This is a genomic window from Geosporobacter subterraneus DSM 17957 (genome assembly GCF_900142145.1).
GTDB classification, from domain to species: Bacteria; Bacillota; Clostridia; order Peptostreptococcales; family Thermotaleaceae; genus Geosporobacter; species Geosporobacter subterraneus.
The window spans coordinates 1-21,077 of sequence record NZ_FQZV01000054.1; the positions used below are offsets into that span (position 1 = coordinate 1).

The following is a 21,077-nucleotide window of genomic DNA, read 5'->3' on the forward strand; positions in this document are numbered from 1 at the left end:
ATTTGTTCTAACTGCATAGCAATTAAGGCATTAAGTAAAGCCTCAAAAGAGAAACCCTTAGGACCACGTTTACAGGGTTGAATTTGAAAAGCTTGTAGTAAAATGGAATAGTCAATGAAAGTCAAAATAGCCTGTAATTTTGTTAATGGTTGAAGTTCAATAATTTGATCTAAAGTAAATAAAGTTGTTTGCCGATACATAATTTGCAGTCGCCCCTTTCTGTGGATTTTTTTTACAAATTATTTATCGGATTGGGGTAGACTGTTTTTTTATATTTTTGAAACATTGTTATTTCAAGGCTTAAAAATTATGAAATTTACTCAGTTAGATAAAAATGTTTTTACAGTGTTTTACAAAATATGATTATTTGCTGCAAATTTCCCGGGAAATTTTTTCACCGTTCTACATTCCTATAGATTCCTCAGCATCTCATTTATCCTCATAGGCTAAATCTGCATCAAACAGATATCCAACGCCCCTTAATGATTTGATATACCGTTGTTCCTCCTTATGGTCAGAGAGCTTACTGCGAAGGCGTTTTACGTAGGTGGTCACCGTATTCTCATCATAGTGTTGACTTTCCCATACATGCTGTAGAATCGCCCTTCTTGACAAAGCCTTATGGGGATTTTCTAAAAAATATAAAAGCAATCTGAATTCCGTAGAGGACAAATAAATCTCATCGGTTCCCTTTATTACCTTGTGGGCATCTTTTTGTACTATGATATCATCAAAATAAACGATCCCCTTGGAATTGCTTTTGAAACCTAAATTATACTCCTGAGCTCTTCTGATATGTGCTTTTATTCTAGCAGCAAGTTCTATGGGATCAAAGGGTTTGGTAATATAATCATCTGCTCCCATGCTTAATCCTAAAACCTTATCATATTGGGTTCCGTTTCCACTCAAGAAAATCACCGGAATCTTACTGTTCTTTCGAATCTGCTGGCAGGCTTCTATTCCGTCTATGGAAGCCATATTGATGTCCAGAAGTACCAGTTCAATTGTATCATCCAATTTCTCCAGTGCTTCTCTCCCACTATAGGCAGGTACTACTTTCATGCCCTGGAGTTCCATAAAGGCAGTTATCATTGCAACAATCTTCTTTTCATCGTCCACCACCATAATTTTATTCAAATAAATCGCCCCTTAGTCCATTATTTATTATGGTAACATAGCCTAAGCTATAAATCCACCTGTCACTGTCTGGTTTTAGGTATTTCAGCAGAATAATGACAGAACGATGACAATTTAAATGCAATATTGTGAATATTTAAAATACTACCTTTGCCGATGCTATAATGATATTACATTTATTAGAAGGAGGTATTTAATGATGGAAAAGATGTCTGTTTCTAAAAAAGAAAACCACTACTCTTTACAAAACCTGATGAAATTTTTTCTTTTTAGTGCCATCGGTATCTTTATGTTCTTTATTCCTATTTCTATCGGTGGTAAATCTACGATTCCATTGGATCACCTGGTTACAGCTATCCGAAGTACGCTTCCCCCTATGGCTCCTATTTACGCCCTTATTGTTATCATACTTGGAGGAATACGTCCCTTCTATCTTAAAACCTGGAACAAAGATAAGGTAACTACTGTTTTTTCTTTGTTAAAACTTTTAGGTATTGTTGTTGCCTTTATGGCTTATTTTAAACTAGGTCCCGCTTCATTGCAGGAACCGGATATGATCCCCTTTTTATATGATAAACTGGTAATCCCCGTAGGCTTAATCGTGCCAGTGGGCTCCGTATTTCTTGCATTCCTGGTAGGCTATGGACTGCTAGAGTTTATTGGTGTGCTCATGCGGCCAGTTATGCGGCCGGTTTGGAAAACACCGGGAAGATCAGCAGTAGATGCAGTGGCTTCCTTTGTAGGCAGCTATTCTATCGGTCTTCTCATTACCAATAGGGTATTTAAAGAGGGTAAATACACCGTTAAAGAAGCCTGTATTATTGCCACTGGGTTTTCTACCGTATCCGCAACCTTCATGATCGTCGTGGCAAAAACCCTTGGTTTAATGGAGATCTGGAATGTATACTTCTGGTCTACCTTGGTTATTACCTTTTTAGTTACGGCCATCACCGTGCGTATTAAACCTTTAAGCAGTAAAAGCGACAGCTACTACACCGGCGAAGGTGATCCGGAAAAGGAACTAAAGGGCAACCTTGTTCACAATGCCTTAAATGAAGGTCTAAAGGCAGTATCTGTGTCTATGCCCCTTGGAAAAAATGTAATAGAAAACTTGAAAGACGGCTTTATCATGACCATGGGTATTTTACCTTCAATTCTATCTGTAGGCTTACTTGGATTGGTTCTGGCAAAATATACCCCTGTATTCGATGTTATGGGTTATATTTTCTACCCCTTCACTTTGCTGTTAAGAATTCCTGAACCGATGTTGGCTGCCAAGGCTTCAGCCTTAGAGATCGCGGAAATGTTCCTGCCTGCATTATTAGTTGCCAATGCACCTATGGTTACAAAATTTGTAATAGGGGTCGTTTCCGTTTCATCTGTATTGTTCTTCTCCGCATCAATCCCGTGCATTCTTTCAACAGATATTCCCATTACACTGCCGGAAATCTTAATTATTTGGGTAGAAAGAACAATACTGACTCTCTTGCTGGCAGCTCCTCTTGCCTTCTTTATTCTATAAGTCTCAATTTTATTTTTTAAGCATGATTTATATATGATACAATGAAAGTGTATACTGCTTGATCTTTGGGTTAAGCAGCTATGCACTTTCTTTTATTTAATCATAAAGAATAAGGTGATCATCATGAGCTTGCGAAGAAGAATTACACTTACCATTTGCAGTATCATTATTGTGCTGCTGGTTTTGCTCAGTGGATTTATTTATACCAAGTCTGCCTCAATATTAAACCAAGATGCGGAAATCTACATGCAGTCTCAGCTGGAACGGGCCCAGGAAAGTATTGATTTAAGGATTCGTATTCAGCAGCTTGAAACAGAAAAGCTAGCCCTAGACCCACAAGTCATGGAATTTCTCAAAGGAAATATAAAAACCTATCGGATGAACAGCTATCTCACTACATTAATGCAAAAGAAAAATACGCAGAACAAACACTATATGGACCTTTTTATTCTTAATAAGGAAGGCACTATCATTACCTCTACCATGCCTGAGGCAATGTATTTGGATTTGTCCAGCCGAGAATACTTTCGCCAGTCTGCCCTTACAGGACAGACTGTAACCAGCGATATTTTAATTGCCCGTTCTGATGAATCTTTGATTGTCATTACCGTCAGTCCTATTCATAATGAAGCAGGTATTACCCTTGCCTATGCGGGAACTGCAATTCACGCTGAATTCTTTTCCGATACCGTTAAAGACCTGACATTAGGTAAGTCGGGATATTTTATCATTGTAGATTCCAATAATCTTATACTTTCACATCCCGACAAAAGCCTCATCGCTACTGACGCTGCCAATACGGTATTTGCTTTGCCTGAAAGGCTGTTATCCAAGGATCAGTGGCTTCAGTCAGAGGGTGCTAAAAAACGGATTATAACCAATCAAAATGGATTCCCGGAGCTTCAGCTGTATAAAAAGATGAAAAGCAACAGATGGGTATTAATTGCAATGCTTCCCAAGGTTGAGGTTCAGGAAAAATCTATAGATTTATTAGGATACGTAATCCTTATCGGTGCATTGGTAACTGTGGGAGCTATGATGATTGGCATTTACATTTCCAATAGAATTTCAACACCTATCGTTGCTATCACAGAATATATGAATCGTGCTGTCAAAGGAAACCTGATGCTTCGCCAATCTGTTGCCGATTCTATCAGAAGTCTAAGGGAAGAGGACAGCCTGCTGGCCCCTGAAGGCTCCTCTTTGGCCCATCCTAGTGATGAAATTGGAAATTTAAGCCGCTCCCTCAAAAACCTAAAGGATTATTTTGCCTCGACCATCAGCCGATTTGAGCGTGAAAGTGAGGAATTAATCAAAACTTCCCAGGAATTGTCTTCAACTATTGAGGATATCTCTTATCGAACGGGAAACTTCATTTCTACATTGTCTCATGACTTGAAAACTTCTATCACTCTTATTAAAGGCTATGTAAAAGGTATTTTATCTGGTATCGCAAAAGATCCGGACATGCAAAAACACTTCCTGCAGGAAATTTATAATAGTACCATGGATATAGAAAGGATCACCTGTGATATCCTGGATTCGGCCTATGAGGCTCAATGGATGCAAAAACTCCAGCTTGAAGCTGTTGATGCCGTAGATTTCTCCCAACAGCTTTTTGAAGCTGCTCAGCATTATATCCTCACCTCTGATAGAGATTTTCAAGGGGCTTATCAGTGCCATCCCGGTCAGTTTTTGATCGATACAGTAAAAATTAAACGGGTATGGAATAATCTATTAAATAACGCGGTTAAATTCTCAAATCAAGGAAGCCTCATTCACGTAGCAATTGAACAGCAGGAGGATAAAGTAATCTTTCAGGTGACTGATGAAGGAATTGGTATCAATGACAGTGAGAAAGAAAAAATATTTGATATGTTTTATCGAGGACAGGGTATGAATACAAAAGGGTATGGCCTAGGGCTGTTTATTGCAAAATCCATATTGGAAGCCCATCATGTCTCTTTAGATTTTAGTTCCCGGATTGGTAAAGGTACCGTCTTTTGGTTCTCTCTTCCAATAAGTAGGGATAAATCGTAAATAATCCATTGTTTCCATGAAATGGTCTATTATATAATAGAACTAATATTGTAGGATTTGAGAGACTTTTCTAAATTAATTGACTGGGAGTGGTGAAATCTATGCTTTATATTGAAAACAAATCCCTAGACCCTCATTTTAATCTTGCATTAGAAGAGTATGTAATTCGACATCTTGATCTTGGGCAAAATGTTTTTATGCTCTGGCAGAACGAACCATCTGTCATTATTGGCCGCAATCAAAACACCATTGAAGAGATCAACGCAAAATACATAAAGGAAAATCAAATTAACGTAGTACGCCGGCTTTCCGGAGGCGGTGCCGTATACCATGATTCTGGAAATCTGAATTTTACCTTTATCATGCAGGACCAAAAAGATGAGGTAAATAACTTCAGAAAATTTACAGACCCGGTTATAAAGGTACTGCAATCTTTGGGAATCCCTGCAGAATTCAGCGGGCGAAATGATATCACCATTGAAGGAAAGAAGTTTTCCGGGAATGCACAATACGCTTGCAACAACAGACTGCTTCATCATGGTACGATTCTATACAATTCAGATTTGTCTGTAGTACAGAATGCATTAAATGTAAGAATTGATAAGATAGAGTCTAAGGGTATCAAGTCCGTTCGCAGCCGGGTAACCAATGTGGCTCCTTATCTTAAGAAACCCCTATCCATCGATGCTTTTAAGGATATCCTCGTTCAGTCTATCCTTGAAACCAATGATGTGAGTACCATGACCTATCAGCTCACAGAACAGGATCTTGAAAAAATCCAGGAAATAATGGAGAAAAGATATCTAACCTGGGAATGGAACTACGGCGAGTCTCCCGCTTTTGATATGCAGAAGATCCGCAAGTATGAAGGCGGCCTCCTAGACCTCCGCGTTCAAGCAGATAATGGAAAAATAACAGGCCTTAGAATTTTTGGAGATTTCTTTGGAAAATATGAAGTTTCAGAGTTAGAACAAAGTCTGACTCATATTCAATATACTGAAGAGGCTGTGCGAAACTTACTGGAGAGCGTCGAACTGCAGAAATATATGCACAATATAACAGTAGAAGATTTTATAGATTGTCTATTTTATTAGACTTTAAAAAAGCTGCAGAGGGTAACTCTGCAGCTTTTTTTATTATATTATTGAGCCGGTACAATTAGTTTTTGTCCTGGGAAGATTAAGTGTGGGTTCTTCAAGCTGTTCATTTCCTGAAGCTTCTCCCAGGTGGTGCCAAATTGCTTTGCAATTCTCCAAAGAACGTCTCCTGCTTTTACCTCGTAGGATTGGGTTTGCTGGGCAGGCCTTTCCTCTTGAGGCACTACTGGTGCCGGGGCTGGCAGTGGTGCTGGCGCTGGTGCAGGAACAGGAACCTGTACCTTCTCCGTCTTTGGTATCTCGTTGATTACAGTAATTCTGCCCTCAACTGCACCTGCAACGGTTCCTAATCCACGGATATAGCTAATCAATGCTTCATCCAGTGCAGCAAAATCATTCCCTACAGGCTTATTGGCAAGCATAGTATAGCCATCCCCGCCAGCTGCCATGAAGTCATTGGTCGCCAGTAGATATTCTTTCTCTAATTCTATTGGCTGTCCTTTTACCATGAGATTCGTTACTCTTTCACCGGCTGGCTTGCTTGCATCGATGGTAAAGCTCATACCTGCCACATGAGGGAATCCGCCATTGGCTTCCGGATAAGGCTTTAAACCATGTTCTAGTGCGGCTTTGATATCAGCACCTTTTACAGTTCTTGTAACCACAATATTTCCGAAGGGCAGTACAGTTACAACACTCTTTAGGGAAATATCTCCTGCTTCAATAGATGCACGGATTCCCCCACCGTTTGTAAGGGCCACATCGGCACCGGAGATATTCAGCATTGCACTAGTAATGAGATTGCCGAGATTGGTTTCGCCGGTTCTTACTTTTTCTCTGGCTCCTTCCAGCTTCACCGCTGCTTTTCCGATAACCTCTGATAAGGCTTTATCTTGGGCTGTTTTGATCGCAGTGATCAAAGACTCTACTTCCTGATCTGCTGCCAGCTCTTCAAGAGCCTTGAAATCTACTAAGCTGGCCTTCTTCCCTGTCACTTTTCCTCCTGAAAGGGATACTTCTACCTTTCCAAAATACTTAGAATATTCTCCTGCACTGGCAATCAGTGTATCTCCTATCATTTTGCCTTCCTGCAATACATGATGGCTGTGACCGTCAATAATCAAGTCTATGCCTTTAACTTCCTGTGCAACCTTTGTGCTTGTGTTTACAGAGGCCTCATCCATCCCCAAGTGAGATAGGAATATGATCATGTCAGTCTTTTCTTCAAGTTCAGCTACCATTGCTTTTGCCTCAGCTACCGGGTCTGCAAAAACCAATCCCTCCACATTTTTTGGATGGGTCTTATAGGTAGTTTCAGGTGTAGCCAAACCAAAGATACCTATCTTGACACCGTTTACTTCTTTAATCACATAAGGTGTTAATAGGGTAGTGCCATCGGCTTTCTTTACATTGGCACCTAATACAGGGAATTTGGTCATCTGATCTAGTTCTAATAATCTCTCATAGCCATAGTTAAAATCATGGTTTCCTGCCGTCATGGCATCATAACCAATAAGATCCATGATTTTTGCCATACTTTCACCTTTGTTAATAGTTACAATGGGAAGACCGTGGAAAATATCTCCAGCATCCAATACTAATGTATTTGGATTTTCTTCTTTTTGCTGTTTTACCCATGCACTAAACTTTGCCAGACCCATCACTGTGCTGTTGTCACTCTCAATACGACCATGAATGTCATTGGTATGCAGTATGACAATCTTTTTCGTCGTGGTCTCTGCTGTGTCGGCAAAGCCCGTCCCAAACATGGATAAAACCATGGTTAGAACCAACAAACATGCAAAGAGTTTCCTTCCAAAAAAATGTCCCTTCTCTCTCATCTTATCCCCCACTTTTATTTATTTTTCAACATAGCATCATCCCCTCCCTATGGCTGAAGGGACGGATACTATAGTGAAAGCATTTTGATCAGTTCTATAAAATAAATAAAACAGTTATACTATTGTAATATTTTTCTTGTTTTGTTAATTCTATGTTAAATATTGTAGCTCCTATTGTCAATTACTTTCCAGAAAAAAGGAAAGTCCAATATGCTGATACCCAAAATCCATTTAGAGTAACAGATAAAATCTTTGGAAAATATGAAGAAAACAGCTTAAAAGGGCTTCTCTTCTATTTCCCTTCTCTCTGATAGCGAATCTCTCCATCAATAACCGTCATGTAAACCTTGCTGCGGATATCAAAGGGCTTTTCTTCAAATACTGCGATGTCTGCGTCATATCCTGATTCTAGTTTCCCAATGCGCTCCTGACACTCCAGTATCTCTGCCGGATGTATGGTAAGGCATTTCACCGCCTCCATTACATCCATACCCTCTGATACAGCGATGGCGGCTGTGGTTCTCAGCTGGTCAATCGTGTTGTAAGGGTGATCCGTCATTAGGGCAACCTTTATCCCTGCTTCTACCAGTTCCAGAGCACATTTATAGTTTCGTCTCTTTAATTCCAGCTTGCTTCTTGGTGTGGTCATAGGGCCGTAAGCAACAGGGATTTTTCTTTCTGCTAAAAACTCCTTTAATAGATTGGCTTCCGTACCATGTTCGATCACCAGCTTTTGAATATTAAACTCATCAGCGATTCGTATAGCCGTTACGATGTCATCAGCTCGATGGGCATGGGCTCTTAGGGATATATCTCCCTTTAATACAGGAATGACTGCCTCCAGCCGGATATTCCGTTCCGTAACCTTACCTTTTTCTTTTTGCACCATATAATCCTGAGTCTTCATAAATAGTTCCCGGATCAAGGCTGCAGTTCCCATTCTTGTTACCGGCGCCTTGTCCTTTGCTCCGTAGGTCTCAATAGGGTTTTCTCCCAAGGCTATTTTTAATCCTACGGGATTTCTTAAAATCATTTTATCCAATATATTTCCATAGGTCTTAATGACTGTGCTCAGCCCTCCTACTACATTATTGCTGCCAGGGGTGCTCATCACTGCGGTAATCCCTGATCTTACCGCATCACTAAAGGCCAAATCATGGGGATTAATTGCATCTATTGCCCGCATATGGGGTGTAACGGGATCTGAGGTTTCGTTGTTATCAATACCTATTTTTCCTACGGCCTCTTCAATGATTCCCACATGGGTATGGCAGTCAACCATGCCAGGAAGTACATACTTGTCTGTTAAGTCAATCACTGATGTATGCTCATGCTCAATTTCTATTTTCTCTGAAATCTTCTTAATTTTTCCTCCACAAATCAATATATCTTTTTGCTGTATTTTTCTTTGTTCTATGTCCATGATAAAGCCATTTTTCAATAATAAATCTTTCATTCTATCACCTCAGTCTTATTATGGATGTGACTGAGTGAAAAAATACTTCCATACTAAAAGGTGAAATGTAAAGCAAAAAAGATGGACTGCACCATCTTTTTTGTAAAACTATCTATTCATCTATTTCATGTTTTTTTCTTTCCAAGACTTTCTTTAGAATTTTCAGTTTTATTGGAACCACAACAACAGCTACAACTGCAAGCAATATCCACCATTTTATATTCATCCTGCTCTCCCCCTTTCTTTTTTTAAGAAATTAGACCCTTTCTCATCCTTTCCTTTAAAAGCAGAAAGGCAATTGTTACGGTAGTTAATAAGCCTCCTATTTGTATACTCAATCTAATCCAATCTATGGTTTTCAGTATAATTCCCTTAAAGGCTGTGAAGGTCCAATAGGTAGGTGCCCAATAGAGGAAAATATGCTTTTCCTCTGGCAGCATCAATGCTCCTACTACTGGCAGTACCAGTAGTAGAAAAACAGCTTTTAGATTTGCTATGCCTCCAAGCTGATTGGTGCTCACGCCCCCTATGAAGAAGCCTACTAAAAGTGCCATGGATGTAGAGACTAAGGTAGTTAGCAGTACCATCCAAAGATTTACATCCCATATTCCTAATATGAGAAGAATCAGATATACCTGAAAAACCGGCAAAAGGATTCCTATTAAGCTTCTGCCCAGTACATACTCCCAGCGCGTCACTGGGGAAACCGATAGTGCCTTTAAGGTTCGATTTTCCTTTTCCTCAATAATATTAAAGCCGATGACCATTCCTCCAGCTAAAATTACTGTCAGCACTAAAAATATGGTTCCGTACACGGCTGTAGGTGCCCTCACAGTACCAAGATCTGTAAACTGGTAATCTACTATAAATCTATTTTCCCTGGTAATGTCTCTAAGGATCTTTTGAGGTATTGCCTCTGTATCATGTCCTTCATTTCCTTCAAGAATAATCTGGTATTCTCCAGCTTCATTTTGTGTTATTCCTGCAATATCACCGATTTGATTTACCCTTCTTATGATCTCTTCGTCGGTATTGTATATTTCTACCCTGCCATATTTTTCGAATTCTGTTATGACTTCTTTTCCTATGCTTTTATTGAGTGCATACTGAAGACTTGCTGATTGTGCACTTGGTAAGAAAAAACGCAAGCCAATAGCTAATAGAAGTGGCATCAGCAGCATATATAAAAATAGATTGTCTCGTAAACTGCTGTATAGGTCCCGTTGAAATATAGATACTATTCGTCTCATATCATCACTCCTAATCTCTGACGAGCTGCCGTTTATAGGTTATAACTGCCAGGAGAAATGTTAAGATCGCTTGTGCAGCCAAAATCATATAGGTGGCTCTTATCATGCCTGTATTATTCGTTGTAAACAGAGCTTCCCGGATCCCAAAAAGGATAGGATAGGTAGGCATCATCTGAATATATGCAGGTGCGAAGCTTGGGACAAAGTAGGAAACCATCGGTAAGCCTAATAGCATGTTTCCCGCTATAATCCAGACAATGGCTTGGGAAAGATTTTGAAAAAAGCTGGCTACAATCAATCCCAGAGAAGAGGACACGATACTGCCTAGGGTAACGATCATAATTAAAGGGAGCCAATTCACGTGTACTCCAATGGTTAATGGTACTAAAATCACAGTATGAACCCACCCGAGTATAATCATTAATGAAATTTTTGCCGCCAGATATTCCGGAGTTCTGCCCGGTGAAACTTGATAGGCTCGCAGCGTTCCCTCATCTTTTTCCATAAATATAAAAGCTGCAATCACGATAAAGCCTACTAAAGCCGCCTCTGACATAAGAAATATCGGTACTATGCTTTTATTGGCAGCAATAGTCTTAATATTCAAATTTTCCTTTAAAATAATGGTTTCAAAGTCAATATTGTCTCCTAGTACGCGGTTCAAATTATCCTGAATAGAAATTTTTAGCAGATTTCTGACAGATTGGTTTTCAAAGCCATGAAAGATCAATTCAATGACTGGCTGTGTTTGTCCTGCCTTGATCACAATGCCAATACTGTTTAAATTTGCCCTCATCCCTGAAATAACAGCTTCCCTAGAATCAACTTTATGAAATTTTTCAGACTGATACTCTTCATCTGTTACAATGTTCCTTAAAGTCCATTCCATCGCCTCCTGATACTCGTTAAAATAATAGGCCTCTGGCTTTATAGTAATCTCCTCGGGAACTAAGAATCGGATCAGACCTGCAAAAATAAGGGCTAGGACAGCTACCACCAGAAAAAAATAATTGCGCCATGCCGATAGGATATCCTTTCTTAAAAGACTAAAGTATCTCCTGAACATCTACTCCAACCCCCTGCCGGTTACCCTAATAAATATTTCTTCAAGGGTTGCTTCCTGAGAGTGCAGGGTCTCTATATTACCTGTTGAGATCAGTTTCGTCAACCTTTGCTTATCTTTTTCATTCACCATGGATAAATTTTCTTTTTTCAAGTTATCCTGATCCCGATATTCCACCCGTACAAGCTTTTCACCGTATTTTAACTTCAGGTTTCTTGGAGAATCAATGAGGCAAAGCTTTCCATCATGTATAAAAGCCACCTCGTCACAGAGTTCATCAGCAATATGCATGTTGTGAGTCGTAAGAAAAATGGTAGTTCCTGACTGTTTTTTTCTCCAAATAATATCTTTGATGTTACTAGCTGTTGCAGGATCCAGGCCTGAGGTAGGCTCATCCAGAAACCACATCTGAGGATTATTCACCATGGATCTTGCAAATACAAGCCGCTGCTGCATTCCCTTTGAATAACTGCCGGCTTTTTTATCTGCTGCTTCCTCTAATCCAACTTGTTTTAATAACGCCCTAGAATCCGCTGTAGGCACGCGGAATAATTTTCGGTAAAATTCCAGATTCTCATATCCCGTCAGCTTTTTATAAAGATTGGGTTGTTCAAAGGATACCCCAATGAGGTTGAAAAATTCTTCTGTGGGATTCTGGATATTGATTCCTGCAATCGTTGCTTCACCTTTTTGAAGGGGCAACAGCCCGATCAGTATATTCTGAGTTGTAGATTTACCAGCCCCACTGGGCCCAAGAAATCCGAAGATCTTTCCTTTTTCGATCTCAAAGCTTATATCCTTTACTGCATACTGATCATTCTTCTGATAAGAATGGTATAAATGCTTAACCTTTAACATGCTCTCCTCCTCCTCATTTTCGATGGATGCCGTACTTGACGATTTCCAGCATCTTATCCACCAGAGCCATGATTTCCATATTATCCTTCACGCGAACTTCCTTAATAAAGTATTCTCCTATGGACATGGTGAAGGTTGTTAACATATGAGCGGTCATCTTAACATCAATAGCCGGGTCAATATCGCCCTGAGCGATTCCCCGGATGAGTAATCCCTCAATAAACTGATTACTCTTAGGAATATTCTCCCCCAATACTTCTTTTTTAAGTTGTTCATCTGTACTTTTCATGAACTGATCCCCAATCGTTGATAGTTTTGGGTTTTCCTTGGCAAATTGTATCCCCCCGATGAAAATTTCCCTCATCAGTTGGAAAAAATCCATTTCCTGCATTCCTTCCATCAGATGGCGAAAATAATTTAGCTTTTTCTCTGCTCCCACATCGACCACATATTTAAATAAATCTTTTTTGTCTTCAAAATACTGATAAAAGCTCCCTTTTGCGATTTCGGCCTTTTCAACGATTCTGGAGATACTTGCATTTTGATATCCAAAGACGGCAAATTCATCGATGCTGATTTCTAGAATCCGATTTCTCTTCTCTTCTGCTAAGTTGAAAAATGTATTCTTTGGCATAAAATTCCCTCCTATTTAGGCTGCTGAACCATGTGACTTTTTAGTCACTTTTAGGGTAAAAAAATATGACCGTTTAGTCACATGACTATATAGTCATATTATCATGGTATATTTTTTCTGTCAATAGCATTTCTTTATTCTTTGCTTTTATGCATTAGTCCGGTATATTTAATAAATTTAATCCAACCCCAGGGTCAAAGGCTCTGTTCATCTTTCCTTGGATCTGGTCAATGATAATCTCGCAGGTCCCGCTGATCCAAGCTTCGTTTAAATGCCCGCCCAGAGCATGATAGCTGCTGTCTGATACATTTATGTGCAAATGTAAATAAGGCTCTCCTGCCATTTCAGTAATGTTTCCCAGCAGACTGGTAATTTCATACTCACCCTTCAATTCTTTAGACAGATATCTTTTTTCCTCTGTATCAAAAAGTCCTATGGTCATTCGATTAGCTGCCCCGATGCCGCTCACTGTACCCAACCGAATCTCCTGCTCTTTACAAAAAGCCTTTATTGTCTCCACGACCTCTTCTCCCTTATCAACACGAAGCATTATTTTATTTCCATACTTCTGAAACTTCATAGCATCACTTCCTTTCCTTATTTTTCATTTTTATATTACCCTAATTTATATTTGTTAAAGCCTTTTATTCCGATTTTATCCGGTTACAACACGAACATATGTATGTTTATGCACATAAACGTTTTCCAGATATGAAAAATTTAATTTATCCGTATTGAAAAAACCTTTTGTATTGCTAGAAAATCAATTTAAATATATAATCTCATTATACCTTTTCACTTATTTTTTTTAAGTTTTTTAACTTAAAACTATTTTTATTTAAGAAAGGAGATGCGATGGTGAATACTTATACGATAAAGAAATTTAAAAGGGTGTTGGTTGCAAATCGAGGAGAAATTGCTATAAGGATATTTAGAGCCTGTCATGAATTAGGCATCCGTACTGTGGCCATCTACTCCAATGAAGACAAATGCTCCTTGTTTCGAACAAAAGCAGATGAGTCCTATCTGATCGGTAAAAACAAGGGTCCTATAGAAGCATATCTGTCTATCGACGAAATTATTAATACTGCATTAAAAAAGGGGGTTGATGCCATTCACCCCGGTTACGGTTTTTTATCAGAGAACCCGGAATTTGCAAGAAAATGTGAAGAAGCAGGTATTGCATTTATCGGTCCTCACTATTCGATGATGGAAAAGCTGGGGGATAAAATCCAGTCTAAGCTGGTAGCCAAGGCTGTAGGTGTTCCTACAATTCCCGGTATCGAGAAGCCTATCTCCTCTGAAGCAGAAGCCATTGAATTCGCCGAGTTCTGTGGCTATCCTGTGATTTTAAAAGCTGCTGCCGGGGGCGGAGGCCGAGGAATGCGGATTGTTAGAAAAAAAGAGGATCTGCTCAAGGAGTTTCATAGCGCCAGAAATGAAGCTAAGAAGGCCTTTGGAATCGCCGATATCTTTATAGAAAAATACCTGGAGAAGCCTAAGCATATCGAGATACAGGTGCTGGGAGACAGTCATGGAAATCTTGTCCACTTATTTGAAAGGGACTGCTCCATTCAACGCCGTCATCAGAAAATAATTGAATTCACTCCAGCCATTACTTTATCGGAAGAGAAACGACAGGCAATCTGCAATGATGCCATAAAGATTGCCCAGTCTGTAAATTATCGCAGCGCAGGTACCGTGGAATTTCTGACAGATATCCATGGTAATCACTATTTTATTGAAATGAACCCCAGAATACAGGTAGAGCATACAGTTACAGAGATGGTCACAGGAATCGATATTGTACAAAGCCAGATCCTCGTTGCGGAAGGATATCCGCTTCACTCACCTGAGATCGGGATTACTAGCCAGGAAGATATTGTACCAAGAGGGTATTCTATTCAATGCAGGGTAACTACAGAGGATCCTTCAAGGGATTTTGCTCCTGATACAGGCAGAATTGATCTTTATCGCACCGGCTCAGGCTTCGGCATTCGCTTGGACGGCGGCAACGGCTTTACAGGTTCTAACATCAGTCCTTACTACGACAGCCTGCTGGTTAAGACTACCTCCTGGTCCAGAACCTTTCAGGATGCAGCCCGAAAAGCCGTTCGCTCTATCAAAGAGTTAAAGGTCGGCGGTGTACGAACCAATGCTGCTTTTCTGATCAATGTATTGAATCATGAGACCTTTCTCAAAGGCGAATGTGATACCAGTTTTGTGGCCGATAATCCTGAATTATTCGATATTATACCAAAAGCCGATAAAGAGCTGAAGGTTTTGAAGTTTATTGGTGAAAAGGTAGTCAATGAGACGAAAGGCAATAAAAAGGATTTTGATGTTCCTGTTGTACCCAGCATAACTGTTCCCCAAGACCTAACAGGAACAAAGCAAATCTTTGATCAAAAAGGACCCGAAGGCTTGGTTCAGTGGGTAAAAGAACAAAATAAACTGCTGCTAACCGATACTACCATGCGGGATGCACATCAGTCTTTGATGGCCACTAGAATGCGTACAAGAGATATGCTGAAAATTGGAAAGGCTACCAGCGTATTGGCCAAGGACTTGTTCTCTCTGGAAATGTGGGGCGGTGCTACCTTTGATGTGGCTTACCGTTTCTTAAAGGAGTCTCCTTGGATTCGGTTAGAGGAATTACGTAAAAAAGTACCTAACATTCTTTTTCAAATGCTCCTAAGAGGCTCTAATGCCGTGGGCTATCGAAACTACCCGGATAATGTAATCCGCGAATTTATTCGTGAATCTTCCGCTGCAGGCATTGATTTGTTCAGAATTTTTGACTCTCTAAACTGGTTGAAGGGAATGGAAGTCTCTATTGATGAAGTACTGCGCAATGGAAAGATTGCCGAAGTAACCATGTGCTATACGGGAGACATTCTGGATGATCGCAAGGATAAGTATACCCTGCAATACTATATCAATCTGGCTAAAGAAATTGAAAGAGCAGGAGCCCATATCCTTGCCATTAAGGACATGTCCAGTTTATTGAAGCCCTATGCTGCCTTTAAACTCATTTCCGCATTAAAAGAAGAAATCTCTATCCCTATTCATCTGCATACCCATGATACCAGCGGCAACGGCGTAGCTACGATACTCATGGCGGCAGAAGCAGGGGTAGACATCGTAGATACTGCCTTCAACAGTATGTCCGGTGTCACCAGTCAGCCAGCGCTGAACTCTGTAGTAGCAGCCTTGGAGAATACCCACAGAGATACGTCCATCAATCTAGACGATATACAGAAGCTATCCGATTACTGGGGTGCTGTTCGACAGGTGTACAGCCACTATGAATCCGATCTTAAATCAGGCACAACAGAGATCTATAAATATGAAATTCCTGGAGGTCAGTACTCGAACCTAAAGCCACAGGTTGAAAGCTTTGGCTTAGGCCATAGATTTGACGAAGTGAAAAATATGTATAAAAAAGCCAATGAGATGCTTGGGGACATTATAAAGGTAACCCCCACCTCAAAAGTTGTGGGGGATCTGGCAATCTTCATGGTGCAAAATGATTTGACGCCGGAAAACATCTATGAAAAAGGTAAGGATATGGCTTACCCCGATTCAGTAGTAGATTATTTCAAGGGCTTAATTGGTCAGCCAATGGGCGGCTTCCCCGAAAAACTGCAGAAGCTGGTATTAAAGGATGAACCTCCGATTACCTGCAGACCCGGCGAACTTCTTCCTCCTGAGGATTTTGCAAAGATTGAAGCTTATTTAAAAGAAAAATATCAACTCAACCCCTCTGGTCAGGATTTGGTGGCTTATGCTTTATACCCAAAGGTCTTTGAGGATTATTTAAATTATGTAAAAGAACATGGAGATTTTAGCCGTATGGGAAGCGATGTATTTTTCCATGGACTATATGCAGGGGAAACCTGCGAGGTGGAAATCGCAGAAGGTAAAGTATTGATGATAAAGCTTGTGGAAATCGGTAATACAGATCCGCAAGGAAATAAGACTCTAGTTTTTGAGGTGAACGGAAATCGTAGGGAGATAAAGGTTTTTGACAAGGCTAGCAATGTTAAAGCCGATGCAAGCTCCATTACTATGGCTGATCCGGCTGATCCCTCCGAAATTGGTGCCAGCATTCCTGGAACGGTTATCAACATTTTAGTTAAAACAGGGGATTTTGTTCAAGAAGGTCAATCCTTACTCATCGTGGAAGCTATGAAAATGGAAACCAACATTACATCCCCTGTGTCAGGCATTGTAGAAAATATTATGGTAAAACAAGGGCAACAGGTTAAATCCGGAGAGCTTCTGCTTAAATTAAAAGCTTAATGATCAACAGTCTGATGGGTGGCACCTGTCAGGCTGTTCTGTTTTAATAAAATAAAAATACACTGTTTCCAGTGTATTATCCTTTATCTTCCCTTTCTGTTGTTTCTTTGTACAGGTAATTTTCCTGCTGTATCTGGTAAATGGAGGTATGTGCTTTAAGCTTTCTTCCAGGATATCGAAAAAAGGTTCCGATATACAGTAATATGGAAATACAAATAATACAAATAACTGTCCACAATATCCATTTATTCACACCCATCCCTCCTCCCGTAATTCATTATATGCAGGAGAAGCATATTTGTATACCGTGTATACTTAGAGGATAAGCAGTATCTTATAGAATAATTGCAATTTCTTCTCCACAGCGGCGACACCGGTTGTTTACCAGGTTTTCTACTGTCACTTTTTTCTCACGGTTTACGATGGTTTCGCTGCATTGCGGACAATAGGTATTTTTATCGGCCCCCGGAGGCATATTTCCCATATACACATAACGCAGGTGCCCTTTTGCCGCTTCTTTGGCTTCCAGCATCCGATCTATCGGTGTGGGTTCTTGATCCATCTGATAAGCCGGATAGTATCGACTTAAGTGAAGGGGTATGTCTGGACTGATTTCACTAATCCATTTTGCCATTTCCTCAACCTCTTCCCGGCTGTCATTAAAACCATTGACCAATAGGAAGGTTATTTCAATATGGCAGGCAGCCTGTGCTTTTCTGATGGTTTGCAGTACTGGACTACGCTGGCCTCCACATATTTGTCGATAGAAATTCTCATCGAAGCTTTTCAGATCGATATTCATGGCATCTGCATAAGGCAATAATGCTTCTAGAGATGCCTCACTGATGAAACCATTGGTGACCAACACTGATTTTAAGCCTACTGGCTTCACTTTTTTCGCTACCTCACGGACAAATTCAAACCATATAGTAGGCTCATTGTAAGTAAAGGCAATTCCAATGTTATTTTTTTCATTCTGTGCGATATTGATGATGTTTTCAGCTGTAGTGTATATTCCCTCCGGATCTTCCTGGGCAATATGCCAGTTTTGACAAAATTGACAAGTAAAATTGCAGCCAGTGCTGCCAATAGAAAATATCCTGCTGCCGGGATAAAAATGATAAAGAGGCTTTTTTTCAATAGGGTCTATGCAATAAGCAGTAATTTTTCCATAATTCAAGCTAAAGAGTCGTCCCTCTTCATTTTTGCGAATCCCACATTTCCCTTTAGTGCCTGCTGGTATCCTACAAGCATGGGGACACAGATCACATTGCACCCAGCCATCTTCCAGTTGTCTGTAAAAAGATGCTTCCTTCTTGATTTTCATCGAAATATACCCCCCTCTTACAATATCCTCCTAATCATTATGTTAATGTGGATAACTGTTGTTGATAATTGAATTTCCATTTTCCCATGTGTTTTTCTCTGTTTTCCCGCTTGTACCATTGCTTGTCCACATGAATAATCTATCTAAATCGCAACCTATGGATAACCCTGTGGATAACTTCCTGTCGATGTAAGCCTTAATTCTACTGCATTTCAGAGAGTTTTCATAATATTATTCACAAACTATCCACATTCTTAATGATGTCGGATGACTTCAAACCTTTGGAGATTATATCTCTCATTTATCCCAATTCCTGCCTTCTGAAGGGCAATGCGTATCTGCTCTTCCACCGTATTTATACCCTCTAAATTTGGCAGTAATAGTCCTGATCTTTCTCCGCTGGTAACAATAACACCATAACGCTTCACGTCTAGCTCCTCCAGGGACTGAATGGGTTCTGGCTCCATCAGTATGTCTACCGAATATACTAATGTCTCCAGTTCCTCTTCCTCCACCGGATAAAACCTTGGATCCGCGGTTCCTGCCTGTATAGCATTTCTGATAATTTCCTGTACAAGATTTTCCCTTGTTGGGGCAATCGTTCCTATACACCCCCTTAGCTCTCCATACTTTTTGAGAGAAACAAAAACACCTGCTTTATTTTCCAGCATTTCTGCTGTGGCATTTTTTGATTCCTTAATCTGCCGCCCTTCCTTTACGTACTTTTCCAATGCCTCACGTGCTAATCTTACGTAAGCATCCTCTTTGACGCGAATCTGACGCAAGCGGTCCTCTCTTCTTGTAACTAAATGCTCGTGAAACAGCCGATCTCCGCTTTTTCCTCCTAAATTCATTTGAACAACGCCATAGCCTACACCGAAGGGACCTTCATAGGAGAGTACCTTTGGGCTTATTTCATAGCCATCACAGGCACCAAGCATAATATCTACGGCACGAAGACCACACTCCCCGGCCTCTTCTGAAAGGCTCCGCTCTAAAGAAAAAAATTCTTCAATATCGCCACCCTCTAATAAAGAGAGGAATTTTTCATCAAACACTTTTCCGCTGGGATGATAACCTCCCGGTGCATCCTTCGACAATCGGTGAGATAGATCGCCGCTGGCTATAATGACAACGTTTTCCGACAGCTCATCTATGGCTTCCTGAATAATTTTCCCAAAAGCATAAAGATCCTCACGGGGAAGTAGTCCATAGGTGATGTGCACTAATTTATAATGAATATATTCCTGATCAATAAAATATAAAGGTACCATGGTTCCATGATCTAGCTCCAGTGAAAGGTCGTACTCTCTAGCCAGGTCCTGATTCACCATTCCGCAGGGAAATTCCCTCAATCTGGCAAACTGCAGAATTTTATTGGTAAGATCCAGATGATTTTCCTTCGTAAATTTAACATGTTTTGCCCCAAACATCCCCATATTACCTGTAAGTTCCGGTTTTACAGAAATTGCAACAGCATCGCTAAAAAGCGGCCCATGGGGTGTAACCATAATCAATGCAGCGGGTTTTTTTTCTTTGATATCCCTCGCAACCAGCAGCATTGCATCGGCTGTTTTTTGCACCTTTTTTTCTTCCCCTTTCCCCACTTCCTTCATAATGATTGGTGGATGTGGCATCAAGTAAGCCCCCAATATAGAACCCATAGAACCATTCCTCCTTTGTATTTTAATGTGTCTTCGCTGCTCTATTAATATAAGTCAAACAAATCCTTCTTATACACCTAATCAGCCTGATCCTCCTCCTGAAAATAACGAAGTACGCCGATATAAACACTCCAGGCTACCTTTTCCTGATAGGTTGGCTGCTGCAGCAGCCTTTCCTCCATAGGGTTAGATAGAAAACCGCACTCAACCAACACCGTAGGCAGCTTCGTCTCCTGCATCAAATAGATATCGCTCTTTACCTTTGATACCCTATGATTATCATTATTAAGCACCCTAAGCATCTCTTCTTGAATCAGCTCAGCCAGCTTTTTGCTTTTTTCCGAGTCCTTGGGATAAAAGGTTTGCGCCCCATAATACTGAGTCTGGGGAAAAGCATTTAGGTGTATGGAAATCAGGATATCCGCTTCGCTGGAATTGATAAGATCTTTTCGATTTCTTAGATCTTCATTTTTCTTATCCCGGATACGGCCTCGATCAGAATATAAACCCATATCCGTATCCCGAGTCAGGATCACAATAGCCCCGCTCTGTTCTAATAATCTCCGCAATTTCAAAGCTATTTCTAAGTTGATATGGCTTTCATATATGCCTCCCCTACTTACTGCACCTCCATCAATGCCTCCATGGCCTGCATCCACTACAATCACTTTATTTAATGTAGGTAGGGTAGAAGTCCTAATGGTTTTATGGAGAAAAAGATTCACCATCAACAATACCGATATCAGAAATGTACATAGGATCACCCATTTTCTTTTTAGCATAATGATTCGCAACATTTTCTCTTCCTCCTTCTTTTTCCTATTAAATCCTATTCAATTCCTTAAAATATATGAAAGAAGGTAAAGAAAAAAACAGGTTTCCC

At 40.2% G+C, this 21,077-nt stretch carries 17 protein-coding genes; 4 read left to right on the plus strand and 13 right to left on the minus strand.

Going from position 1 to position 21,077, the window contains the following annotated elements; genetic code table 11:
* Together BUB56_RS19705 and BUB56_RS15845 are read right to left on the minus strand one after the other, a co-directional pair.
* Window positions 1-200: hypothetical protein (locus BUB56_RS19705; protein ID WP_330392674.1), on the minus strand; the 200-nt coding region annotated here is incomplete at its 3' end.
* 229 nt (window positions 201-429) lie between these two features.
* Complete coding sequence (locus BUB56_RS15845; protein ID WP_110942257.1) at window positions 430-1,137, minus strand: response regulator transcription factor; 708 nt, start codon at window positions 1,135-1,137, stop codon at window positions 430-432.
* A 196-nt stretch (window positions 1,138-1,333) separates the two neighbouring features.
* Here BUB56_RS15845 and BUB56_RS15850 point away from each other — a divergent pair, with 196 nt between their 5' ends.
* The 3 genes from BUB56_RS15850 to BUB56_RS15860 all read left to right on the plus strand — a co-directional run bounded on the left by BUB56_RS15850 (window position 1,334) and on the right by BUB56_RS15860 (window position 5,793).
* On the plus strand, window positions 1,334-2,659 hold the full coding sequence (locus tag BUB56_RS15850; protein ID WP_110942258.1) for a YjiH family protein: 1,326 nt from the start codon (window positions 1,334-1,336) through the stop codon (window positions 2,657-2,659).
* Between the two features lie 123 nt (window positions 2,660-2,782).
* Window positions 2,783-4,699, plus strand: a complete 1,917-nt coding sequence (locus BUB56_RS15855) for an ATP-binding response regulator (RefSeq protein ID WP_110942259.1) — start codon at window positions 2,783-2,785, stop codon at window positions 4,697-4,699.
* A gap of 101 nt (window positions 4,700-4,800) precedes the next feature.
* Window positions 4,801-5,793: a lipoate--protein ligase gene (locus BUB56_RS15860; protein ID WP_110942260.1), complete on the plus strand. Its 993-nt coding sequence runs from the start codon at window positions 4,801-4,803 to the stop codon at window positions 5,791-5,793.
* A gap of 47 nt (window positions 5,794-5,840) precedes the next feature.
* On the opposite strand, the gene BUB56_RS15865 is transcribed toward BUB56_RS15860, so the two are convergent.
* The 7 genes from BUB56_RS15865 to BUB56_RS15895 form a co-directional block, all read right to left on the minus strand.
* On the minus strand, window positions 5,841-7,637 hold the full coding sequence (locus BUB56_RS15865; protein ID WP_110942261.1) for a 5'-nucleotidase C-terminal domain-containing protein: 1,797 nt from the start codon (window positions 7,635-7,637) through the stop codon (window positions 5,841-5,843).
* Between the two features lie 292 nt (window positions 7,638-7,929).
* Window positions 7,930-9,093: an amidohydrolase gene (locus BUB56_RS15870; protein WP_110942262.1), complete on the minus strand. Its 1,164-nt coding sequence runs from the start codon at window positions 9,091-9,093 to the stop codon at window positions 7,930-7,932.
* Window positions 9,094-9,341: 248 nt separating this feature from the next.
* A complete protein-coding gene (locus BUB56_RS15875; RefSeq protein WP_110942263.1) occupies window positions 9,342-10,343 on the minus strand; it encodes an ABC transporter permease in 1,002 nt (333 codons plus the stop codon).
* Window positions 10,344-10,353: 10 nt separating this feature from the next.
* Window positions 10,354-11,409, minus strand: coding sequence for an ABC transporter permease (locus BUB56_RS15880; RefSeq protein WP_110942264.1), 1,056 nt, complete (start codon window positions 11,407-11,409; stop codon window positions 10,354-10,356).
* The gene (locus BUB56_RS15885; RefSeq protein ID WP_110942265.1) at window positions 11,410-12,264 is read right to left on the minus strand and encodes an ABC transporter ATP-binding protein; all 855 of its coding nucleotides are present in this window, start codon (window positions 12,262-12,264) and stop codon (window positions 11,410-11,412) included.
* Window positions 12,265-12,277: 13 nt separating this feature from the next.
* Window positions 12,278-12,898: a TetR/AcrR family transcriptional regulator gene (locus BUB56_RS15890; protein WP_110942266.1), complete on the minus strand. Its 621-nt coding sequence runs from the start codon at window positions 12,896-12,898 to the stop codon at window positions 12,278-12,280.
* Window positions 12,899-13,052: 154 nt separating this feature from the next.
* Entirely contained in the window at window positions 13,053-13,478 is a 426-nt protein-coding gene (locus BUB56_RS15895) for a PPC domain-containing DNA-binding protein (RefSeq protein ID WP_110942267.1), read from the minus strand.
* A gap of 278 nt (window positions 13,479-13,756) precedes the next feature.
* On the opposite strand from BUB56_RS15895, the gene BUB56_RS15900 reads away from it, so the two are divergent.
* Window positions 13,757-17,203: a pyruvate carboxylase gene (locus BUB56_RS15900; RefSeq protein WP_330392675.1), complete on the plus strand. Its 3,447-nt coding sequence runs from the start codon at window positions 13,757-13,759 to the stop codon at window positions 17,201-17,203.
* 76 nt (window positions 17,204-17,279) lie between these two features.
* Here the strand turns inward: BUB56_RS15900 and BUB56_RS19535 are convergent, their stop codons facing one another.
* The 4 genes from BUB56_RS19535 to cwlD form a co-directional block, all read right to left on the minus strand.
* Window positions 17,280-17,456: a hypothetical protein gene (locus tag BUB56_RS19535; protein WP_190014617.1), complete on the minus strand. Its 177-nt coding sequence runs from the start codon at window positions 17,454-17,456 to the stop codon at window positions 17,280-17,282.
* An 81-nt stretch (window positions 17,457-17,537) separates the two neighbouring features.
* Window positions 17,538-18,530 (minus strand): AmmeMemoRadiSam system radical SAM enzyme, encoded by a 993-nt coding sequence (amrS, locus tag BUB56_RS15905; RefSeq protein WP_110942268.1) that lies wholly within the window; start codon window positions 18,528-18,530, stop codon window positions 17,538-17,540.
* Window positions 18,531-18,784: 254 nt separating this feature from the next.
* A complete protein-coding gene (gene amrA, locus BUB56_RS15910; RefSeq protein ID WP_110942269.1) occupies window positions 18,785-20,194 on the minus strand; it encodes an AmmeMemoRadiSam system protein A in 1,410 nt (469 codons plus the stop codon).
* 77 nt (window positions 20,195-20,271) lie between these two features.
* Complete coding sequence (gene cwlD / locus BUB56_RS15915; RefSeq protein ID WP_110942270.1) at window positions 20,272-20,991, minus strand: N-acetylmuramoyl-L-alanine amidase CwlD; 720 nt, start codon at window positions 20,989-20,991, stop codon at window positions 20,272-20,274.
* Between the last annotated feature and the right edge of the window lie 86 nt (window positions 20,992-21,077).